The sequence below is a fragment of the Catenuloplanes sp. NPDC051500 genome (assembly GCF_044454585.1).
Classification (GTDB): Bacteria; Actinomycetota; Actinomycetes; order Mycobacteriales; family Micromonosporaceae; genus Catenuloplanes.
In genome coordinates, this window is the sequence record NZ_JBITDX010000006.1 from 274,385 (window position 1) to 296,644 (window position 22,260).

Annotated in this window: 16 protein-coding genes; 9 read left to right on the forward strand and 7 right to left on the reverse strand. The window is 68.5% G+C overall.

Going from position 1 to position 22,260, the window contains the following annotated elements:
- Together gyrA and gyrB are read right to left on the reverse strand one after the other, a co-directional pair.
- Entirely contained in the window at positions 1-2,559 is a 2,559-nt protein-coding gene (gene gyrA / locus ACIA8K_RS15140) for a DNA gyrase subunit A (RefSeq protein WP_396058977.1), read from the reverse strand.
- A gap of 116 nt (positions 2,560-2,675) precedes the next feature.
- Positions 2,676-4,619 (reverse strand): DNA topoisomerase (ATP-hydrolyzing) subunit B, encoded by a 1,944-nt coding sequence (gene gyrB, locus ACIA8K_RS15145; RefSeq protein ID WP_396058979.1) that lies wholly within the window; start codon positions 4,617-4,619, stop codon positions 2,676-2,678.
- 551 nt (positions 4,620-5,170) lie between these two features.
- Here gyrB and ACIA8K_RS15150 point away from each other — a divergent pair.
- Positions 5,171-5,725 carry a hypothetical protein gene (locus tag ACIA8K_RS15150; protein ID WP_396058981.1) on the forward strand — a complete coding sequence of 185 codons (555 nt, stop codon included), beginning with the start codon at positions 5,171-5,173 and terminating at the stop codon, positions 5,723-5,725.
- A gap of 37 nt (positions 5,726-5,762) precedes the next feature.
- On the opposite strand, the gene ACIA8K_RS15155 is transcribed toward ACIA8K_RS15150, so the two are convergent.
- The 5 genes from ACIA8K_RS15155 to dnaA form a co-directional block, all read right to left on the reverse strand.
- Positions 5,763-6,263, reverse strand: a complete 501-nt coding sequence (locus ACIA8K_RS15155; protein WP_396058983.1) for a DciA family protein — start codon at positions 6,261-6,263, stop codon at positions 5,763-5,765.
- A gap of 307 nt (positions 6,264-6,570) precedes the next feature.
- A complete protein-coding gene (recF, locus tag ACIA8K_RS15160) occupies positions 6,571-7,737 on the reverse strand; it encodes a DNA replication/repair protein RecF (RefSeq protein ID WP_396058985.1) in 1,167 nt (388 codons plus the stop codon).
- Positions 7,738-7,812: 75 nt separating this feature from the next.
- Complete coding sequence (gene gnd / locus ACIA8K_RS15165) at positions 7,813-8,682, reverse strand: phosphogluconate dehydrogenase (NAD(+)-dependent, decarboxylating) (protein WP_396058987.1); 870 nt, start codon at positions 8,680-8,682, stop codon at positions 7,813-7,815.
- 34 nt (positions 8,683-8,716) lie between these two features.
- Positions 8,717-9,850, reverse strand: a complete 1,134-nt coding sequence (gene dnaN, locus ACIA8K_RS15170) for a DNA polymerase III subunit beta (RefSeq protein WP_396058989.1) — start codon at positions 9,848-9,850, stop codon at positions 8,717-8,719.
- 1,415 nt (positions 9,851-11,265) lie between these two features.
- Positions 11,266-13,209: a chromosomal replication initiator protein DnaA gene (gene dnaA / locus ACIA8K_RS15175; RefSeq protein WP_396058991.1), complete on the reverse strand. Its 1,944-nt coding sequence runs from the start codon at positions 13,207-13,209 to the stop codon at positions 11,266-11,268.
- A gap of 634 nt (positions 13,210-13,843) precedes the next feature.
- On the opposite strand from dnaA, the gene rpmH reads away from it, so the two are divergent.
- The 8 genes from rpmH to ACIA8K_RS15215 all read left to right on the forward strand — a co-directional run bounded on the left by rpmH (position 13,844) and on the right by ACIA8K_RS15215 (position 20,124).
- On the forward strand, positions 13,844-13,981 hold the full coding sequence (gene rpmH / locus ACIA8K_RS15180) for a 50S ribosomal protein L34 (RefSeq protein ID WP_033343377.1): 138 nt from the start codon (positions 13,844-13,846) through the stop codon (positions 13,979-13,981).
- 38 nt (positions 13,982-14,019) lie between these two features.
- On the forward strand, positions 14,020-14,475 hold the full coding sequence (gene rnpA, locus ACIA8K_RS15185) for a ribonuclease P protein component (protein WP_396058993.1): 456 nt from the start codon (positions 14,020-14,022) through the stop codon (positions 14,473-14,475).
- Complete coding sequence (gene yidD / locus ACIA8K_RS15190; RefSeq protein ID WP_396058995.1) at positions 14,472-14,756, forward strand: membrane protein insertion efficiency factor YidD; 285 nt, start codon at positions 14,472-14,474, stop codon at positions 14,754-14,756. The genes rnpA and yidD overlap by 4 nt, the downstream gene beginning before the upstream one ends.
- Positions 14,749-15,837 (forward strand): membrane protein insertase YidC, encoded by a 1,089-nt coding sequence (gene yidC / locus ACIA8K_RS15195; protein WP_396058997.1) that lies wholly within the window; start codon positions 14,749-14,751, stop codon positions 15,835-15,837. Before yidD ends, yidC begins: the two co-directional genes overlap by 8 nt.
- A 120-nt stretch (positions 15,838-15,957) precedes the next feature.
- The gene (locus tag ACIA8K_RS15200) at positions 15,958-16,527 is read left to right on the forward strand and encodes a protein jag (RefSeq protein ID WP_396058999.1); all 570 of its coding nucleotides are present in this window, start codon (positions 15,958-15,960) and stop codon (positions 16,525-16,527) included.
- Positions 16,528-16,641: 114 nt separating this feature from the next.
- Positions 16,642-17,370, forward strand: coding sequence for a 16S rRNA (guanine(527)-N(7))-methyltransferase RsmG (gene rsmG / locus ACIA8K_RS15205; RefSeq protein WP_396059260.1), 729 nt, complete (start codon positions 16,642-16,644; stop codon positions 17,368-17,370).
- Positions 17,371-17,771: 401 nt separating this feature from the next.
- The gene (locus ACIA8K_RS15210; protein WP_396059262.1) at positions 17,772-18,911 is read left to right on the forward strand and encodes a ParA family protein; all 1,140 of its coding nucleotides are present in this window, start codon (positions 17,772-17,774) and stop codon (positions 18,909-18,911) included.
- Positions 18,912-19,062: 151 nt separating this feature from the next.
- On the forward strand, positions 19,063-20,124 hold the full coding sequence (locus ACIA8K_RS15215; RefSeq protein ID WP_396059001.1) for a ParB/RepB/Spo0J family partition protein: 1,062 nt from the start codon (positions 19,063-19,065) through the stop codon (positions 20,122-20,124).
- Positions 20,125-22,260: the final 2,136 nt, after the last annotated feature.

Genomic DNA, 22,260 nt, shown 5'->3' on the forward strand with positions numbered 1-22,260 from the left:
TCAGTCCTGTTCGTCAGGCTCGTCGGCATTGCGAGCAATCGCCACGATGGTCACGCCTTCTGGGAGATCCATGAGCTTGACCCCCATTGTGTTCCGGTCCCGCGTACGACGTACAGGCTTCACCGGAGTCCGGATCACGCCACCGTTGCTCGTGATCGCGAACAGTTCATCGTCCGGGTTGATGACAACAGCGCCGACCAGACCACCCCGCCGCTCGGTGATCTTGGCGGTCAGCACGCCCTTGCCCCCACGTCCTTGCACCGGATATTCCTCGATGGGAGTCCGCTTCGCGTACCCACCGTTGGTAGCCACCAAAACGTCCATGTCTTCCTGGACGACCTCCATCGCGAGCAGCTCGTCTTCCTCGCTGAAGCGCATGCCGATGACACCGGAGGTCGCACGTCCCATCGGGCGCAGCGTATCGTCTGTCGCCTCGAAGCGGATCGCCTGAGCCTTCTTCGAGACAAGGAGAAGATGGTCACCCGGCCCGGCCAGGGCGGCTCCGACCAATTCGTCGTCCTCGCGCAGGTTGATCGCGATGATCCCGCCGCTGCGGTTCGAGTCGAACTCCTCAAGCCTGGTCTTCTTGACCAGGCCGGCCCGGGTGGCGAGCACCAGGTACGGCGCGATGTCGTACCCGGGGATCACGATCACCTGGGCGATGTGCTCTTCCGGCTGGAACGCCAGCAGGTTGGCCACATGCTGGCCACGTGCGGTCCGGCTGGCTTCCGGCAGCTCGTACGCCTTCGCCCGGTAGACCCGGCCCTTGTTCGTGAAGAAGAGCATCCACGAGTGGGTGGACGTCACGAAGAAGTGCGAGACGATGTCGTCCTGCCGAAGTGTGGCACCACTCACACCCTTGCCGCCGCGCTTCTGAGAGCGGTAGAGATCGACCTTGGTGCGCTTCGCGTACCCGGTGCGTGTGATCGTCACCACCACGTCCTCGCGGGCGATGAGGTCCTCCATCGAGACCTCGCCGTCGAACGGGATGATCTGGGTGCGACGCTCGTCGCCCCACTTCGTGACGGTCTCACGCAGCTCGTCGGAGATGATCTGCCGCTGCCGCTCCGGCTTGGCAAGGATGTCCTTGAGGTCCGCGATCTCGATCTCGATCTTGGCGAGCTCGTCGATGATCTTCTGACGCTCCAGCGCGGCGAGGCGCCGCAGCTGCATGTCGAGGATCGCGTTCGCCTGGATCTCGTCCACGTCGAGCAGCTGGATGAGGCCCTGGCGGGAGTCGTCGACGGTCGGCGAGCGCCGGATGAGCGCGATCACCTCGTCGAGCATGTCCAGCGCCTTCACCAGACCGCGCAGGATGTGCGCGCGCTCCTCGGCCTTGCGCAGGCGGTAGGCGGTCCGCCGGCGGATGACCTCCATCTGGTGGTCGACGTAGAAGCGGATGAACTGCGCGAGGTTGAGCGTGCGGGGGACGCCGTCGACAAGCGCCAGCATGTTCGCGCCGAACGTCTCCTGCAGCTGGGTGTGCTTGTAGAGGTTGTTCAGCACGACCTTCGCGATGGCGTCGCGCTTGAGCACGATCACCAGGCGCATGCCGGTACGGCCGGAGGACTCGTCCCGGATGTCCGCGATCCCGGCGAGCTTGCCCTCCTTGATCAGGTCGGCCATCCGCTCGGCCAGGTTGTCCGGGTTGACCTGGTACGGCAGCTCGGTGACGACGAGCGAGGTGCGGCCCTTCGCGTCCTCCTCGACCTCGACGACCGCGCGCATGCGGATCGAGCCACGGCCGGTCCGGTACGCGTCCTGGATCGCCTGGGTGCCGACGATCATGCCGTTGGTCGGGAAGTCAGGGCCCTTGACGATGCCGAGCAGCGCTTCGAGCGTCTCGGCCTCGTCGACGTCCGGGTTCTCCAGGCACCACTGCACCGCGGCCGCGATCTCGCGCAGGTTGTGCGGCGGGATCTTGGTGGCCATGCCGACCGCGATGCCCTCGGAGCCGTTGACGAGCAGGTTGGGGATGCGCGACGGCAGGATCGTGGGCTCCTTGGCCCGGCCGTCGTAGTTGTCCTGCATGTCGACGGTGTCTTCGTCGATGTCCCGCAGCATCTCCATGGCCAGCGGGTCGAGCTTGCACTCGGTGTACCGCATGGCGGCCGCGGGGTCGTTGCCCGGCGAGCCGAAGTTGCCGTTGCCGTCGACGAGCGGGTACCGCAGCGACCAGTTCTGCGCCATGCGGACGAGCGCGTCGTAGATCGACGAGTCGCCGTGCGGGTGGAACTGACCCATCACGTCACCGACGACGCGGGAGCACTTCACGTAGCCACGGTCCGGGCGGTAACCCGAGTCGTACATGGCGAAGAGGATCTTGCGGTGCACGGGCTTGAGACCGTCGCGCACATCCGGGAGGGCACGGCCGACGATGACGCTCATCGCGTAATCGAGGTACGACCGCTGCATCTCTACTTCGAGGCCGACCGGCTCGATCCGGCCGCCGGCGGCGAGCGCGGCTGCCGTCGCGGCATCGGCTGCGGGATCAGTCACGGCCGGGGCCGCTGGCTCCTCCGGCTGTTCGCTGCCCGTGGACTCGGGGGTATCCGTCACAGTTAACCCTAACTACGATCAAAAGCGGCATTTCCCTGTGGATAACCGCTGTGGAAAGCGTGGAAGCTGTGGATAACTACGTGGTTGCGGGCGGTCGCTGACCGCCCGCGGGCCACCTAGATGTCCAGGAAACGCACGTCCTTGGCGTTGTTCTGGATGAACGAGCGGCGTGCTTCCACGTCCTCCCCCATCAAGACGCTGAAAAGGTTGTCCGCGGTTGCGGCATCGTCGAGGCTGACCTGGCGCAGCGTGCGGGTCGCGGGGTTCATCGTGGTCTCCCACAGCTCGGGGTAGTTCATCTCGCCGAGACCCTTGAACCGCTGGATGTCGTCAGGCTTCGCGTTCGCCTTCTTCTCCTGGCGGAGCGCGATCAGGCCGTCCCGCTCGCGGTCGGAGTACGCGTACTGCGCGTCGTCGCCCTTGCGGTTCCACTTGATCTTGTAAAGCGGCGGCGCGGCCAGGTAGACGTGGCCAAGCTCGACGAGCGGCCGCATGAAGCGGAACAGCAGCGTCAGCAGCAGCGTCTGGATGTGCTGGCCGTCGACGTCCGCGTCGGCCATCAGCACGACCTTGTGGTACCGCAGCTTCTCGATGTCGAAGTCGTCGTGGATGCCGGTGCCAAGCGCCGTGATCAGTGCCTGGACCTCGTTGTTCTTGAGCACGCGGTCGATGCGCGCCTTCTCCACGTTCAGAATCTTGCCGCGGATCGGGAGGATCGCCTGCACGCGCGGGTCCCGGCCCTGCTTGGCGGAGCCGCCGGCCGAGTCGCCCTCGACGATGAACACCTCGGACTCGCGCGGGTCCGTCGACTGGCAGTCGGCCAGCTTGCCCGGCATCGAGCCGGACTCCAGCAGCGACTTGCGGCGGGCCAGCTTGCGCGCCTGGGCGGCGGCGATGCGGGCGCGGGCGGCCTGCGACGCCTTGGTGATGATCATGCGGGCCTCGGCCGGGTTCCGGTCCAGCCAGTCGACCAGCCACTCGTTGCAGACCTTCTGCACGAAGCCCTTGGCCTCGGTGTTGCCCAGCTTGGTCTTGGTCTGACCCTCGAACTGCGGGTTGGCCAGCTTGACCGAGATGATCGCGGCCAGGCCCTCGCGGATGTCCTCGCCGGAGAGCTTCTCGTCGCCCTTGAGGATCTTCTTCTCGGAGCCGTACTTGTTGATCAGCGTGGTCAGCGCGGAGCGGAAGCCCTCCTCGTGGGTGCCGCCCTCGTGCGTGTTGATCGTGTTGGCGAACGTGTAGACCGACTCGCCGTACGACTCGTTCCACTGCATGGCGATCTCGACCGCGATGCCGTCACCCTCGGCCTCGAACTGGATCACCGACTTGTGGATCGGCGTCTTGGTCGCGTTCAGGTGGCGGACGAAGTCGGCGATGCCCTCCTTGTAGCAGAAGGTCACCTCGCGCTTCTTGCCCTCGTCGTCCGACTGCCGCTCGTCCAGGATGTGGATGGTCAGGCCCTTGTTGAGGAAGGCCATCTCCTGCAGTCGGCGGTAGATCGTCTGGAAGTCGAACTCGACGATCTCGAAGATCGTCGGGTCCGGCCAGAACGAGACGGTGGTGCCCCGGCTCTCGGTGTCGCCGAGGTTCTCGATCGGGACCGGCTTGGCGTTGTTGAAGCCCTGACGCCACGCCGTGCCGGCCTTGTGGATCTCCACGACGACCTTGGTGGAGAGCGCGTTGACCACTGCCGCGCCGACGCCGTGCAGACCGCCGGAGACCGCGTACGCCTTGCCGTCGAACTTTCCGCCGGCGTGCAGGACCGTGTAGGCGACCTCGACACCCGGCTTCTTGAGCTTCGGGTGGAGGTCGACGGGGATGCCGCGGCCGTTGTCCGAGACGCGCACGCCACCGTCGTTCAGCAGGGTCACGTCGATCGTGTCGCAGTAACCGGCCAGCGCCTCGTCCACCGCGTTGTCGACGATCTCCCACACCAGGTGGTGCAGGCCGCGCTCGCCCGTGGAACCGATGTACATGCCGGGCCGCTTGCGTACCGCCTCGAGGCCCTCGAGCACGGTAAGTGAATCGGAGTTGTACTCCTGCTTTTCTTCCGCTGCCACCCTTGGCCACTTTCTCGCCTCGTCGCGCTCCCGGAAGGGGGCGGACGCTGCGGGTTCGGCGGGCAGACAGCGACTCAGACACGGCCGGGGCCGCGCCGGTCACCGCAGGCAGCCCGCGGATCGCGATCGGCGGGACGCTGCGGCGGAGCCCGTTACGGAGTGTGTCTCCGCGACAGACTTGCCCACGACGTCCCGATCGCTTCCAATCCTACTGTGCGCGAACGACATTCTTCGGGTACGGCATCCCGTTCCGGGTACCTGAGACCCCCGTAGCCGCGAGAACCGGCCGATCTCGAATCCCCCCACGGGCCCCGGGCGCGCAAGGGTGGCCAGCTCACTGGCGCATAACGTGACGAAAGCCCCGGCAAGCGCGAAAATGCGTGTCGGACCGTCACGCTGGGATAGCAGAAATGAGTGACGAAGCACGCATCCGCGCCGCGCGTGTGCCGGGGTCGCGTCCGGTCGCCCGGTGTCGTAACCTGCCCCGGCCCGGGGCACTCGGCTCACCAGTCGAGGGATGCGGTCGTCGGCAGGAGGAAAGGTGACCCTCGATGGGGCTTGACAACGTCGCCGTGCAGTGGCCGAGAACAGGCCGGTTCTACGACCCCGTGGCGCCCGCCGCGTTCGTGGATTTCGCCGCGCTGGCCGACGCGCCGGACGTCGCCTCACCCACGGCCGCGCTGGCCGGGCACATCGCCGAGACCGGCACCGTGCGCGCCACCGCGTACACCGAACTCGTCGACCTGCTCCTCGGGCTGAACGGTGTGCTTTACGCCACAGAGGCGGCGAACGAGGACGAGGACCCGGTGATCGACCCGGACGGCTGCGCCTGGATCGCCGGCGGCCTGGAGAAGTTCGTGCTCGGCCACGAGCGGCTGGGCGACCTGGTCACGTTCGACACGGTCGGCGAGGTGCTGCGGACCGCGGTCGCGGAGAGCCGGCTCGCCGAGCAGCAACTGCGCTGGCTCGGCAGCCGGATGGACTCACTGCGCGACGAGTCCGGCGGCGCACCCCAGTGGGCGTTCCCACTCTCCGAACTGGCCGTGCTGTCCCGCTTCTACCGCAGGTGCGCCGACCGCGCGTTCGCCGTCTACGCGGACTACTGAAGATCAAGATCTTGCGGGGGTACGGAGTGAGCGCCCCTCACCCGTAGGTGTCCCGGGGGCCCCTGCCGCGTACCCGGCGGGGGCCCTTGCTCCAGCTGGGCGCGGCCGGGCCGTGGATGTGCAGCTTCTTCACCACACCGTGGCCGATCTCGCCGGCGATCCGCTTGATCAGGCCGGCCGCGAGCAACCGCAGCTGCGTCGCCCACGCGGTCGATTCCGCCTCCACTGTCAGCTCGCCGTTCTCCAGCTTCACCGGGCGGCTGTGTGCGGCCACGTCCGCGCCGACGATCTTCTCCCAGCCGCCGAAGATCGAGGCCTCCGCCGTGGGCCGCTGCCAGCCGCGGTTCTGCACCAGCCGGTTCAGCATCGCGCCGAGCAGCTGCGGGTCGCGCGGGTCCGGGCCGGGGCCGGAGTAGCCGCGCAGCCGCCGCCCGGTCTCGCCGCCGGTCCGCTCCGGTGCCCTGCGCTGGGTACGGGCGTAGTCGCGGCGGGCCTTGGCGGCGTCCAGGACAGCGCGGGCGAGTTCCGGGCCCTGCAACCCTTCCGGTGGTTCGTGGGGGCTTCGTGGCTCTTGTGGGTCCCGTGGCTCTTGCGGGCCCCGTCGTTCCTGCGGTCGCTGTCGTTCCTGTGGGCTCTGACGTTCCTGTGGGCTCTGACGTTCCTGGAAGCGCTGTGGCTCCTGTGGGCTCTGTCGTTCCTGCGAGCGCTGTGGCTCCCGTGGGCTCTGCGGCTCTGGACGGCTCTGCGGTTCTGGGCGGCGCTGCGGTTCTGGGCGGCGCTGCGGTTCTGGGCGGCGCTGCGGTTCTGGGCGGCGCTGCGGTTCTGGGCGGCTCTGTGGCGGGCGTTCAGTCGACACGGTGCGCTTCCCCCTCGGAGACCGCGAAACGGGCGCCACGAAGCGCCTCCGGGACGTCCTCGGCGACCGCACAGGTGACCAGCAGCTGGGTCGCGCCCGCCACCAGGTCGGCGAGGCGGGTGCGGCGGCCCGAGTCCAGCTCGGCGAACACGTCGTCAAGCACCAGCACCGGCTCGATGCCGTCGTCCCGCAGCAGATCGTAGGCGGCCAGCCGCAGGGCGAGCGCGAACGACCAGGACTCGCCGTGGCTCGCGTACCCCTTGGCGGGCAGGTCGCCGAGCGTCAGCAGCACGTCGTCGCGGTGCGGGCCGACAAGCGTGGTGCCGCGGTCGACCTCGGCCGGGCGGGCGTCGACGAGCAGGCCGGCCAGCAGCTCCTCCAGACCGGCACGATCCGGCACCGGGCTCGGCGGGTCGGCCAGCCGCTCGGTGCCACGACCTGAAGAACCGATCTTGTACGAGATGGCGGCCGCGCCCTTCCCGGCCGCGACCGCGTCGTAGGCCTTGGCGATGTGCGGGCCGAGCGCGGCGCACAGCTCCAGCCGACCGGCCAGCAGCTCCGCGCCGTACCGGATCAGCTGCGCGTTCCACACCTCGAGCGTGGCCAGGTCGGAGCCGTCCCGCTCGCCGCCGGCCCACTTCCGCCGCTGGTAGGAGGTGCGCAGCAGGGCGTTGCGCTGCTTGACCACCCGCTCGTAGTCGGCGCGGACGCCCGCGTACCGCGGCTGGCGGGCAACGAGCAGGTCGTCCAGGTAATCACGGCGCTCACCGGGGTCGCCGCGGATCAGCTCCAGGTCCTCCGGCGCGAACAGCACCAGACGCAATGCGCCGAGCACGTCCCGGGAGCGGCGGACCGGTGAGCGGCCCAGGCGGGCGCGGTTGGCACGGCCGGGGACGATCTCCAGCTCGACGAGGAGCTCACGGCCGTCGTGCACGATCGCGCAGCGAATCACCGCGGTGGTGGCGCCGAAGCGGACCAGCGGGGCGTCGGCCGCGACCCGGTGACTGCCGAGCGTCGCGACGTACCCCAAGGCCTCGATCAGGTTTGTCTTGCCGACGCCGTTCGGCCCGACCAGGACGGTGCCACCGGGCTCGAGGTCGATGCCGACGCGCTCGTACGAGCGGAAGTCGACGAGTTCGAGCCGGCGGACGAACATCCAGGGGGTCCTTTGCTGATGCGACGGGGGTGTGCCGCTCGATTGTCGCGCACACCCCCGTCAGAAGCCTGACCCCTACCGCTTGACGGCGTGACCACCGAACTGGTTGCGCAGGGCGGCGACGGCCTTGATGGCCGGCGAATCGTCCTGGCGGGAGGTGAAGCGGGCGAAGAGCGACGCGGCGATCACGTTCATCGGGACGCCGAGGCGGATGGCCTCCTCGACGGTCCAGCGGCCCTCGCCGGTGTCCTCCGCGTAGCCCTTGATGCCGGCCAGCTCCGGGTCCTCGTCGAGCGCGCGGTCCAGCAGGTCGAGCAGCCAGGACTTGACCACCGAGCCCTCACGCCAGCTCTTGAAGACCTCGGGCACGTTGTGCACCAGCTCGGACGCCTTGAGCAGCTCGTAACCCTCGGCATACGCGTGCATCAGGCCGTACTCGATGCCGTTGTGCACCATCTTCGAGTAGTGACCGGCGCCGACCGGGCCGGCGTGCGCGAAGCCGAACTCGCCGGCCGGCTTGAGCGCGTCGAAGATCGGCATGCAGTGGTCGACGTTCTTCTTCTCGCCGCCGACCATCAGCGCGTAGCCGTTGGTGATGCCCCAGACGCCGCCGGACACGCCGACGTCCATGTAGCCGATGCCGAGCGCGCCGAGCTTCTCCGCACGCGGGCCGTCGTCGCTGAACTTGGAGTTTCCGCCGTCGATGACGATGTCACCGGCGGAGAGCAGGCCGCTCAGCTGATCGATGATGTCCTCGGTGACGCCGGACGGCACCATCACCCAGACCACTCGCGGCGCTGCGAGCTTCTCGACCAGTTCCGGCAGGCTCGCCGCGTCGGTGATCTCGGGCCTCGGGTCGTAGCCGACCACCTCGTGGCCGGCAGCGCGAATCCGCTCGCGCATGTTGCCGCCCATGCGGCCTAAGCCAATCAGGCCCAGTTGCATTTCGTCCCCCTTGAAGGATGTGAGCTCCGCTTTGTCAGCGGGTTACCCGGATCGGCATGATCAGGTAGCGGTACCCGGTAATGATCTCGCCGTCTTCGTTCGCGGGGGACAACACAGCCGGTTTGAACGCGTCGACGAACGACAGCACGGCCGTGGGTGCACCGAGCCCGTTGAGCCCGTCCAGCAGGTACTGCGGGTTGAAGCCGATGGTCAGCGCCTCACCGGTGAAGGTGGCGTCCATGGCCTCGCTGGCCCGGGCCTCCTCGGTGCCGCCGGCCTCGACGACCAGCCCGTCCTCGCTGAAACTGAGCAGAATCGGGGTGGTGCGCTCGGCGACGAGCGCCACGCGGCGGGTGACCTCCTGGAGTGCGGAGACCGAGATCCGCGCCTGTGCGTTGTGCGTTGCGGGAAACAGCGACCGGACCGGCGGGTAGTTGGCGCCGTCCAGCAGCCGGCTCGTCGTCCGGCGGGTCCCGCCGGCGAAACCGATCATTCCCTCGCCCGCGCCACCCTGAGCCAGGGCCAGGGTGACCTGGCCGCCCAGCGGGCCGAGCGTCTTCGCCGTGTCGTTGAGGGTCTTCGCCGGCACGAGCGCGTTGATGCTGATGTCCGGATCCTCTGGAGACCACTCGATCTCGCGCATGGCGAGCCGGTAGCGGTCGGTGGCAAGCATGGCCAGCGAGGAACCGTTGAGCTCGAGACGCACGCCGGTCATCATCGGCAGCGTCTCGTCACGGCCGGCGGCGATCGCCACCTGGCTCACGGCCGCGGCGAACACTGACGCGTCCACAGTGCCGGAGCTGGCCGGCATGTCCGGCAGGCTCGGGTAGTCCTCGACCGGCATGGTCGGGAGCGTGAACCGGGCACTGCCGCAGACGAGCTCCAGGTGCGGGCCGACCGCGGCGATGTCGACCGGCTTCGCCGGGAGCGCCTTGGTGATCTCGGCGAGCAGGCGGCCGGAGACCAGCGCGGCACCGTCGGAGTCACCCTGGACCTCGACGCTCACCTGGCTGGAGACCTCGTAATCGAACCCCGAGACCTGCAGCACGCCCTCGGTGACCCGCAGCATCACACCTGCCAGCACCGGCACGGACGGCCGGCTGGGCAGGCTCTTGGCGGTCCACGCCACGGCGTCGGCGAGCGCGTCGCGCTCCACTCGGAACTTCATGGCCAGGCCTCCGCGTCGACTGGTTGGGCATCCCTATTCTGCCGGTCCAGCGCCAAGAGGTGGGTACGCGGGCCAGACCCTGTGCGGACCGGGTCGAACCGGCCCTGACCTATCGAACCTTAGGTCTCCCCGATGACCACGGCTTCCCCGCCCCCGGCCGTTTATGCCCTCCCCCTGCCCTTCTCGCCGAGAAGTTGATCGAGCGAGGCGGATCGTGAGTTTCAAGATCCTCCACAGCCTGATGATTGAAGTTCTTTATTTCTAGAAGTAAAGAGAGTCGTAATCATCGGTGCTGTGGATACTGGGGAAAACCCGAGTATTAGCAGGTCAGGAAGTTATCCACCGGTGAATTAGCTGTGGAGAACCGGTGTGTAACTCGGCAGTTTTTCCACAGGCTCTCCGGCAGCCCTCGGGTTATCCACTGCGTAACGGCAGTTATCCACCGGTTATCCACCGGGTTTTCCCCCAGGTGTGGATTACCGGCTTCGCGCGCGGCCCCCTGTGTACAAGAGTTATCCCCAGAACCTTCAACAGGTTATGCACACCTCGCCGGCGCCTGGGGACAGCCGATTACTGTGTGTATCTGTCCACAGCTGTTTCCACAGGAGTTATCCCCAACTGTGGATGAGCAGGTGTGATCATCAGCTCGAGTTATCCACCGTCTGTGCATAACTCCGGTGGATGGCCTGTGGACGAGGTGTGGACAGTGTGGACAACCAACCGATCGGACGATGTGGATAAGGTCCGCGACCTGTGGATATGGAAATTCCGCCGCGCGCACTTCTGACCAGGTTCTCCACAATCTGTGGATAGACGCCTGTGGAAAACCCTCAAAACCTGTGGACGCCTGTGGACAGACCTCAGACGCAGTGGACAACCGGTGGATAACTTCTGGGGATAACTTTTCCCGCCCACACTGGGCTCTCCACGGTCCACAACCCGAGGGCGGCGCCGAACGTCCTGGTCACAGTTGAGTAACGGCGCTGTGGAGGGCCGTTCGCGGTGCCCTGGAGGGCTTAATCCAGGTCTCGACGGCCGTGCGAAACCCGCCCGTCCGCTTCGAAGGCCGGTATGTCCGCTTCCGGGGCGGGGTGCCCGCAGGCTCCGCTGGTGCGGCAGGGCTACTCGGGCAGCGACCGGCGCGGGAAATGAGGTTCGCGAACACGACGCGAGGAGGTGCGGACCGGTTGGTGGACTGACATCGGCCGTCCGGAGACCGCGGACGGCACCCAGAACCTGCGGGTATCTCAGACCAAGGCGGAGCCTCGGTGACCTGCCTTTACCGGCGGCGCGTGCGCCTTGCTGCTCGACGGCCGGCCCGGTGCGCCTTGATGGCGGGCAGTCAGGCCCGCACGGCACCGCGGCCGGGAATCAGCGTGTCGTTCACGCGGAGCAGGCAGGCGTACCGCGGCGGGTCAGGAGTTCTGCTTGATGCGGTTGGTCAGTTCCGCGATCTGGTTGTAGAGCGAGCGCCGCTCGGCCATCTGCTGGCGGATCTTGCGGTCCGCGTGCATGACAGTGGTGTGGTCGCGGCCGCCGAACGCCTGGCCGATGCGGGGCAGTGAGAGCTCGGTCAGCTCACGGCACAGGTACATGGCGACCTGGCGGGCGTTGACAAGCACGCGGGAGCGGGAGTGGCCGCGGAGGTCTTCGAGGCTGACGCCGAAGTACTCCGAGGTGGAGACCATGATCTGGTCGGCGGTGATGTCCGGGCCCTCGGGGCCGGGGATGAAGTCGCGGAGGACCTCCTCGGCCAGGGAGAGCTGCACCGGCGAGCGGGTGAGGCTGGCGAACGCGGTCACCCGGATCAGCGCGCCCTCCAGCTCGCGGATCGAGGAGGAGATGCGGGACGCGATGAACTCAAGCACGTCCGGCGGGGCCATCAGGCGTTCCTGGGCGGCCTTCTTCTGGAGGATCGCGATGCGCGTCTCCAGGTCCGGCGGCTGGATGTCGGCGAGCAGGCCCCACTCGAAGCGGGTGCGCAGGCGGTCTTCGAGCGTGGTCAGCTGCTTGGGCGACCGGTCCGAGGTGATGACGATCTGCTTGTTCGCGTTGTGCAGCGTGTTGAACGTGTGGAAGAACTCCTCCTGCGTCCGCTCGCGACTGACAAGGAACTGGATGTCGTCGATCAGGAGGATGTCCGTGTCGCGGTAGCGCCGCTGGAACGCGCTCGTCTTGTCGTCCCGGAGCGAGTTGATGAACTCGTTCGTGAACTCCTCGGTCGACACGTACCGCACCGAGCGCGCGTGGCCGAGCGTGGTCGCGTAGTGGCCGATCGCGTGCAGCAGGTGGGTCTTGCCCAGCCCGGAGCTGCCGTAGATGAAGAGCGGGTTGTACGCCTTCGCCGGGGACTCGGCCACGGCCACGGACGCGGCATGCGCGAACCGGTTCGAGGAGCCGATGACGAACGTCTCGAACATGTACTTCGGGTTCAGCCGGTTCCCCGCGGACTCGCCGCCGGGACGCGACCGGTCCAGGCCACCGGGACCGCCGGTCACCCCAGGGCGAAGATCGCGCACGGTACGGCCGGGGCCGCTGTCGCCGGGGCCGGTGTCGACCGGCTCGTCCGCGATCTGAGGCGCGACCTGCCGCTGCTGGTCGCGGCCGAACGGGGGCGGGGTGTCGTCGTTGAACGCGTCCGGGCGCTGGCGGGACTCCTCGCGACGCTGCGGCTCGGCGCGCTCCGCGGGCTGCTGCCCGTACGGAGACTGCGGAGCCTGCTGCTGTGCGGGCCGGGGCTGTAGCGCTTCCGCGCGCGGCGGCGCGGCGAACAGCGCGGCCTGTGCCTCGTCGCGCGCGGTCTGCTGCTCCTGCGCGCTCTCCCGGCGGCCACTGTTCTGCGGGGCCTGCTCGTGGAGGTAACGCGTGGTCGGCGGCTCCTCCGCACGGTTGTCGTCCGGGTAGCGGCCGTCGTCGGCGTAGCGGTTGTCCGCGGGGTACCGGTTGTCGTCCGGATAGTCCGTGCGTGCCGGCGGCTGGTACTCGGCAGGTGACAGGTCCGGGACCGGGTCGGCGAGCGGCGGGTCGAAGAGGGCCTCGCGCTCCGGGGACGCCGAGGGCGTGCCGTAGATCGTGCCGGGCGGCCGGCCGGCGCCGTCCTCGGGCGGGCGCACGGTCACCGCCACCTGTATCGGGCGGCCGAGTCGGCGGGAGAGCGCGTCGGTGATCGCCGGGCGGAGCCGCGCCTCGATCACGTCCCGGGTGAACGCGTCCGGGACGGAGAGCAGCGCGGTGTCCTCGACGATCGCGCGAAGACGGGTCAGGCGGAGGTAGGCGCGCTGCTGCGCCGACACGATCTCATCGGCGAGATCGTCGGTTGCGGCGCTCCACACCGAGGCAAGGTCGACCGTGTCGGCCACCGTCCCGCCACCCCCATCGCTCCCGACATGACCGGTCGCCTGCCGGCCGGTTGCCGCTTTCGTCCTCTGGCCGTCGGAGCCGCGGGTAGGCGGCCGAATCACCGCCGGCGCCCCCTGCCGGCAGCGCTGACACTGCTGCTACCCACGTTCGTCTGGACCGTCGTCCACAGGTTATCCACACCCTGTGTACCGACCGATTGTGGCTTACCGTCCGTCGCTGGTCAGACCTGCCGAACTGCGGTGGCGCGATGAGAGGGTCCACCGTGCCGAACGACTTTCCCCCTCGTCCGGTTCTGGCCGCCGGTGTCGCCACCGGCAAACGGGCACGCTAACAGCGATGGCACCACAGCATCAACCGGCGACCGGCCGGGACGGACCGGACGGTCACGAAGAGGCAGTTCATCGGCGGTACGGGGATCGGCGCATTTTGACGCCCGGTGGTGCGCCCGCGTACTCTGGGCAGGCTAATCGACCGGTGGAAGCGGCCCGACGGACGACTCCCGATACGGCCGGTTAGCATTGGGAAGAGACTTCGGGCCGTTTGCAAGATCATCTCCGGCCTCGGGGAACGTAGGTTACAGACGACCTCCGGCTCGCGGACGCGTGCCCGGGCCGTACGAAGACGGAGTTTGACGTGAGCAAGCGCACCTTCCAGCCGAACAACCGCCGCCGCTCGAAGACCCATGGCTTCCGGCTGCGCATGCGCACCCGTGCGGGTCGCGCGATCCTCAACACGCGGCGCTCCAAGGGCCGCGCCAAGCTGTCTGCCTGAGGGTCCGACCTCGCCGGTCAGGAGGAGGCAGGTCAGTCGTGTTGGCCGCAGCTCAGCGACTGCGGCGTAGCAGCGACTTCGCCGCAGCGATCCGTGCTGGCCGTCGGGCCGGGCGCGGAGCCGTCGTGGTTCATCTCCACCTCCTGTCCGCAGGCACCGTCGACGCCCCCGCGGGCGCCGAGGATGCCGGGCAGCTCGAGACGATCGAGCCGGTGCACGCCGACACGGCGCGCGCCGGCTTCGTCGTTTCCAAGGCGGTGGGTAACGCAGTCATTCGCAACCGGGTGCGCCGGCGACTCCGGCACCTGGTGCGGGAGCGGGTCGGTGCACTCCCACCGGGCGCCACGCTCGTGGTCCGTGCACAGCCGAGTGCGGCGCTCACGTCGTACCCCCAGCTGGGTCTAGATCTTGATGCGGCGTTGCGGGCCGCGTCGGGCCCACGTGACCGCCGGTCCGGCAACGGCGGGAAGCGGCACCGGGGTGGTGCCGAATGAGTCGCACCGAGCGTCCGCCCACGCTCGCGGCCCGTGTGCTGGCGCGCGGTGTCATCGCGTACCGTCAGTGGATAAGCCCGGCACTGCCGGCACGCTGTCGTTTCTATCCGTCGTGCAGCGCATACGCCCTGGAGGCGGTGGAGCGGCACGGAGCTTTACGGGGGAGCCGGCTGGCGATCTGGCGGCTGCTGCGCTGTCACCCCTTCCATCCTGGCGGATTCGACCCGGTGCCTGACCCGGACCGCCGTCGCGCGAATGTGACTGGAGCCGGAATTGTTTAGCCTGGACCCGATCTACTGGGCGATCTCATGGATTCTGCTGAAGTGGCACGCGGTGTGGGACGCCATCGGGATCCCCGACACCACCATCCTCGGCACCAACTGGTCCTGGATCCTCGCCATCGTCTTCCTGGTCCTGACCGTCCGCGTGGTGCTCTTCCCGGTCTTCGTCAAGCAGATCAAGTCGCAGCGGGCGATACAAGCACTGTCGCCGCAGGTCAAGGCGCTGCAGGAGAAGCACAAGGGTGACCGCGAGACCCTCCAGAAGGAGATGGTCGAGCTCTACCGCAAGGAGAAGGCGAACCCGCTCATGGGTTGCCTTCCCATGTTCATCCAGATCCCGGTCTTCTTCGGCCTCTTCCACGTGCTGCGCCGCCTCGACCCGGGCCGCACGGCGAAGGAGCTGTACGGCTGGACCGCCACCCAGTTCGACGGCGCCGCAAACGCGAAGCTCTTCACCGTGCCGATCGCCGGCAAGTTCGGCTCCACCACGGACGAGCTGGTCCGCCTGGGCGCGAACCGCGGCACCGTGATGGTCGTCGCCGGCATCCTCGTGCTGTTCATGATGGCGACCACGTTCCTCACCAGCCGCCAGATGATTCTGAAGACCGGCTGGGCCGAAGACCCGCAGCAGAAGATGGTTCAGCGTCTGATGCTGTACGGAATTCCGCTTTCTCTGCTTGTTTCGGGCTATTTGTTCCCGATTGGTGTGATCATCTACTGGGTGTCGAACAACCTCGTCACCCTCGCTCAGCAGCAGTGGGTGCTCCGGAAGTTCCCGCCACCGCCTTCGGCCACGTCCACGGGCAAGACGGGTGGCTCCGGCCGCCAGAGCGAGCCCGTCACGACGACCGGCCTGTTCGGTCGCAAGACCGTTGTGGAGCCCGTCAAGCCCTCCGTCGACACCAAGGCGCTCGCCCCCAAGCCCGGTGCCAAGCCGATCCGCCCGGCCAAGGCAGCTCAGGCCAACGGCGTCGCCCCCGCGAAGGATGCCGGCACGCCCGGCAAGAACGCGGTCGGGCGCACCGGCGGCGTCTCCTCCCGGGCCAAGAAGGGCAACCCGTCGGCGAGGCCCAAGGGCTGACGCCCGGGGCGCCACACTCCCCATAAACGTGCCCGGCGCCCCGGACCCCTCACCGGGCCGGGGCGCCGGGGAACCAGCGGACCGGTGACGGTCCGGCCCAGCGAGTACGGAGATGACACCGTGACCGATACCAGCACTCCCCACGCTGACCAGGACCTCGAGATCGAGGAGGCGGCCGCGGACGCCGCGGAGGACAGCGAGGAGACCAAGGAATCGGAAGGTCCGTCCGACACCGACCTGTTCGGCCAGAGTGAGATCGCGGCCGACTACATCGAGGGTCTGCTGGACATCCTCGACTACGACGGCGACATCGACGAGCTGGTCTCCGCCGGCCGCCCGATGGTCGAGGTCGTCGGCGCCCGCCTGCAGCCGCTCGTCGGCCAGCGCGGCGCCACCCTTGAGGCGCTCCAGGAGCTGACCCGTCTGGCGATCTTCCGGGCGACCGGCTCCCCCAGCCGACTGCTGCTCGACGTGGGCGGCTACCGCAACGCCCGGCGCAAGGAGCTGGCCTCGGTCGCGCGCAACGCGATCGAGAAGGTGCGCGAGCACGGCGAGCCGGTCCGGCTGGAGCCGATGTCCGCGTTCGAGCGCAAGTGCGTGCACGACGTGATCAACGCGGCGTCCGGCGTGGAGAGCGAGTCGGAGGGCGTGGAGCCCAGCCGCCGCATCGTCGTGCGGCCGGTCGACTGATCCGTGCGCGATACCGCTTCCGGCGGCTCGGAGGGCGTTGTGCCTTCCGGGCCGTCGTTGTCTGCATACGACGGGCCGGCTGACCTCCCGGCCGTACCCTCAGATGACTTTGATCTGGATCTTCCTGATCTTCTGCGGCCCGCCGCGGAGGAGCTGTTCGGCGACCGGCTGGAGCTTGCCGCACGTTTCGCCACGCTGCTCGGGACGGGCGGGGTGGTGCGCGGGCTGATCGGCCCGCGCGAGGCGCCGCGCATCTGGGACCGGCATCTGCTGAACTGTGCCGCGGTCGCCGAGTTAATCCCTTCCGGCGCTTCGGTGGCAGACGTCGGCTCTGGTGCCGGTTTGCCCGGTATCGTGCTTGCGGTGGCACGTCCTGATCTCACGATCGCGCTGGTCGAGCCACTGGCACGACGAACTGCCTTCCTTTCCGAAGCAGTGACGGCGCTCGGCCTGGACGACACCGTGACGGTGATCCGGGGGCGCGCCGAAGACGTCGCCGGGGGACCCCTTCCCCCCGCCGACATCGTCACCGCTCGGGCGGTTGCGCCGCTCGACCGGCTTGCGGGCTGGTGCCTGCCCCTCGCCGCGCTCGGCGGGCGGCTGCTGGCCCTCAAGGGGTCGTCGGCCGCCGAGGAGATCGCGGAGCACGAGGCCGCGGTGGGTCGGCTGGGCGGTTCCACGCCGGTCGTCCGGCTGTGCGGGGAGACGCTCCTCGACGCGCCGACGACCGTGGTGGAGATCGTCCGGGAGCGGCGGGTCGTGCCGGCACGGTCGGGGAAGGCTGCCCGCCCGGAGCGCCGATCCGGTCGCTCCTCCGAGGGCGGGAGACGACGGAGGGGCTAGTCATGCGGGGTCGGCGGCGCAACAAGCGGAAGCCCAATGCCAGGCGCGAGGTGGCGCCGCCGCCGGCCGGTGACGTCCCCGTTCCGGTGGTGAGCGCGGTGCCGGTGGTGAGCGCGGTGGCGTCGGTGCCGCTGCTGCCGGCGACGTTCGCCGCGCCGGTCTCCTCCGCGCTGGCCTCGGCGATGAGGTCCACTCCCCTGCTGCCGGAGGTGGACCCGCTCCTGGAGGCGCCGGCCGGAACCGGCTGGCCGGAGTGCGACGCTCACTGCTCCGGCGTGCTGCGGCTGAAGTCGGGTTTCATGGTCTTCGGATCTGAGCCGTCCGTGTTTCCCGTGAAACATGGCCCGGATGGACGTGGCCACGGACGCCCGACGGCCGTAGGCTGGCCGCGCGTCGATAGTGTGGACTCATCCGATTCTGGCAAGGATGACACGGTGCAGGACTACTCCTCCTCATACCCCGTTTCACGTGAAACGCGCTATGACGGCTCGCCGGGCGAGCCCGCGTACGGCAGGATTGAGCCTGCCCCGGCTGGACCGGGTGATTTTGAGGGCGAGGAGCATCCGGTGCCGCAACCGCGGGTGGGAAACGGCTTCGGCGGACCCGAGCTGTCGGGCACGCCGGACCAAGAGACTTATGTTTCACGTGAAACGTCGGCCCCGGCCGACGAACTTCCTTTGGCACTGGAGGCGTTGCGCGCCGTGCAGATCCTGAACCCGAGCGGCGAGGTGACAATGCCGCGCCCGGCGCATCCGAGGATCATGTGCGTCGCGAACCAGAAGGGTGGGGTCGGCAAGACCACCACCACAGTCAACCTCGCGGTCGCGCTGGCGCTGCACGGCAATCGCGTGCTTGTCGTCGACCTCGACCCCCAGGGCAACGCGTCCACCGGACTGAACGTGCCGCACCACGCGGGCGTGCCGGACGTCTACGACTGCCTGATCGACAACGTGCCCTTGGCCGACGTCGCCCAGGGCGTCGAGGGCATCCCCAACCTCTGGTGCGTGCCCGCGACAATCGACCTCGCCGGCGCGGAGATCGAGCTGGTGTCGGTGGTCGCCCGTGAGTCGCGGCTGTCCCGGGCGATCAAGAGCCACCCGGAGCAGTTCGACTACGTCTTCATCGACTGCCCGCCGTCGCTCGGCCTGCTCACGGTCAACGCGCTCTGTGCCGCGCAGGAGGTGCTGATCCCGATCCAGTGCGAGTACTACGCGCTGGAAGGGCTCAACCAGCTGATCAACAACATCAACCTGGTACGGCAGCACCTGAACCCGTTGCTCGACGTGTCGACAATCCTCCTCACCATGTACGACAGGCGTACCCGCCTGGCCGACGCGGTCGAGCAGGACGTGCGGAACCACTTCGGCGACAAGGTGCTCCAGGCGGTGATCCCCCGCAACGTCCGCGTGTCCGAAGCGCCAAGCTACGGGCAGTCCGTCGTCACGTACGACCCGGGCTCCCGCGGCGCCACCAGCTACTTCGAGGCCGCCCGTGAGATCGCCGAGCGCGGGGCCAAAGAGGACCAGGGCCGCAACGGATAGCCGCCGCGGCGCGCTTTAGCATGGTCGGTTCCGGGACGGCGCATCGTCGGCCCCGAGTGTGTGGCACTGTGGTGAATTCGGTGGCGTTGAAGCGGATTGTCGCGGTGGGCGCGGCGGGCGCGGGTTTACGGGAGCAAGGAGAAGCGGGCACATGAGGAAGGGTCCCAAGGGAGGGCTCGGGCGTGGACTCGGCGCCCTGATCCCGACCGCGCCGCCCCCGGTGGAGGCGGCGCCTGCTCCGGCACCGGTGGCCGTGGTTCCGGAACCGGAGCCCTCTCCTCCCCCGGTCCCGGTCCCGGTCCCCGTCCTCGATCCCGATCCCGTCCCGGCCTCCGAACCGGAGCTGGTCGTCCCTGAGCCGGCTGCGGTGCTTGCCGTCGAACTCGCGCCGGTGCCCGGCGCGCGGTTCGCCGAGATCTCGGTGTCGGACATCAGCGTCAACCCGAAGCAGCCGCGGCACGTCTTCGACGAAGAGGCGCTTGAAGAACTCAAGATCTCCATCCAGGAGGTCGGCTTCCTCCAGCCCATCGTCGTCCGCGAGGTCGACGCGGCAGGCAACTACGAACTCGTCATGGGTGAACGCCGCTGGCGGGCCGCCCAGGCGATCGGCCGCGAAACCATCCCCGCGATCGTCCGCGCCACCAAGGACGACGCGATGCTCCGGGACGCGCTCCTGGAGAACATCCACCGCGCCAACCTGAACCCGCTCGAAGAGGCGGCGGCGTACCAGCAGCTGCTTGAAGAATTCGGCGCCACCCACGACGAGCTCGCCCGGCGCATCGGCCGCAGCCGCCCCCAGATCACCAACACGATCCGCCTCCTCAACCTGCCGCCGACCGTCCAGCGGCGGGTGGCCGCGGGCGTGCTCTCGGCCGGGCACGCGCGGGCGCTCCTCGGCCTTGAGGACGCGGAGGCCCAGGACGAACTGGCCAGCCGGATCGTCAAGGAAGGGATCTCGGTGCGCGGCACCGAGGAGCTGGTGTCGCTGGCCCAGATGGACGGGCCGGCACAGAAGAAGGCGGCACAGCGCCGGGCGAAGCCGCACGCGCCGGCACTGACCGACCTGGCGGACCGGCTCTCGGAGCGGTTCGAGACGCGCGTGAAGGTGGACATCGGGCGAAGCAAAGGCAAGATCACGATCGAGTTCGCAAAGGTCGACGACCTGGAGCGGATCGTCGGGATAATCGGGCTGGAGCGGCGTGAGGACGAGTAGGGCTTAGACGGCTCGGTTAGGAAGCGGCTCGCAGGGTGCTCAACGGCCCTGCGGGCCGCTTTTTTGACCATGGGGGTACGAGAGGGTGGGAGTTTCACGTGAAACGGCTGTGGAGTGGTGGGGGTCTCCGGGCGGGTGAGGGCTGGTTTCTGCGTGGAGTTTTGAGACGGTCGAGCATCGCATCGCATCGCTGGAGGTGGTCGGGGGGCGCCCCACGAGGCCACACCTGCCCAACGAACTGGAGCGTGGGCAAGCTTCGAGAGTGATGCGGCGGGGCTGCATGGAGAACACCTGGCCTCGGGCGTGCCTTGCCGCCGGCTCCTAGACTTCCGCCGCATCAGCGACCCAATGGTCCGACAGTCAGCAGCAGGCTCGCTCGTTAGTACCGGGCGCCCTCGATCCTGGAGTGAGGACGGATGGTTGGGATGCGGTGCGACGCGTTGGTGATGCTGGCGACGGAGCGCGGAGAGCAGCCGGCTCAAGAGGGACGGCGGAGTCGGTTGGGCGAGACCGGCGCCTGACGATTGGGTTCCGCTCAAGCCACTGGCTTGACGAGCATGGCGCGTTTCCGAGGGCTACGGCTCTGATCAGCGATGTGCGGGCGTCTCTCATTCGTGCAGCGGTGAAGCTTCGGCAGTTTGATTTTCGGGCGGACTCGCCCTCCGCCCCGAGTGAAGCGCGGAACTGGGGGACGCTGTTTCTCGGCTGAACCTCAATCGCGTTGCGTCTCGTGATGCTGACGGCGCGGCCGTATCCCGTTCACAGACTCGACGCCCGGTGCCCGGTGCCCGGTGCCCGGCTTTATCTCGACTTGCCGCGGGCTCAGTTTCGATCGCGCCGTTTCACGTGAAACGGCGGGTCGGCTGAGAAGCTTGTGGCGCTAGCTCGACGTGGGATGGCCAGGACCAGCCGACCGTCTGCCATGCGGCCCTTCCATCCACGAGTGATGTGGAGAACCGCTGCACCGCGCAGCTCGTTCCTTCGACCGGCGAGACGGTTGATTGCTGCAACTGTGTGGTCCGCGCGTTTGGCTGGAAGGCAGTGGCGCGCTACGTGAACGAGATAGGAACGCAGGGTCGACCTGTGTCCGTAGCTGGCTCGTCAGTCATTCATCTGGGCCGTGTGACGGTCGACTGCGATGAGGGCTTCAAGTTTTGAGTCGGCTGTTGGTTCGACCCGGCATCCGGAGTGACTCGTCACCTTGGCGCCGAGCCACAGCGCGCCAGACCCAGCGCCGGCGCCCGCGGGAACCCGCCGCCGATTTGCCGGGCTTAGCGCGCAGCGGTTGGGCGTTTCGTGGAGGACACCGTGGACCAGGGGCGTAGTACCGGCGTCGGTTCTAAGCCGGCGGAGGGGGCGACGTTTCACGTGAAACGGCGACCTCCGAGAGGTACAGAGCCGCAAGCCTCCGATGGCCCTTCGCCCTCTCAAGGTCGGGCGACAGCAGAGTGGTGAGTGATCTGCACGCGCAGCCCGAGCCGTCCGCGTTGCCAACTACACGCGTTCAGTGTGGCGGCGAAGGGCTTGCACACCGTTCAGCCGTCGTGGAGAGCGGCCGGCGGCAATCGCATTCGCGAAGCAGTCGAGTTCGGTGAGGCGTGAACGCGCCGGATTTTGACCGACCGGTTCGAGGCCTACCGTCCAGCGGTCAGACCGGATGCCCTCAAGGCGTCCAACCGAGTCGCTTCGAGTTCGGCGTTTGAGCCACCGGCGAGACGCGGGCGGGCGGCGCTGTTGCCGAGCGGGACAACACGGGGCTGGCTGCTGTCGACCCCGGCCGTGAGATCGCGGGCGGGTCTTGATGCGGTGTCTGGCGCCCGGCCGCTCAGAGTTGCACACCGGTGGTGGGGTTCAGTGAATCCAGGTGGGCGTCTGCCCTTAGACAGCGCTTGGTCCACGAGCGTCGTAGCGCCGCAGGGCTGAAGCCGGTTCAAAGCAGCTTCCAACAGCACCGCGGGAACGCCCGTGTTTCACGTGAAACTGCACCTCTCGTTGAGACGAGATGCGGCCGACCGTAACTGGGTCTCGGCTTCGCGCGGGGCGCGGGGCGCGGGGCGCGGGGCGCGGGGCGCGGGGCGCGGGGCGCGGGGCGCGGGGCGCGGGGCGCGGGGCGCGGGGCGCGGGGCGCGGGGCGCG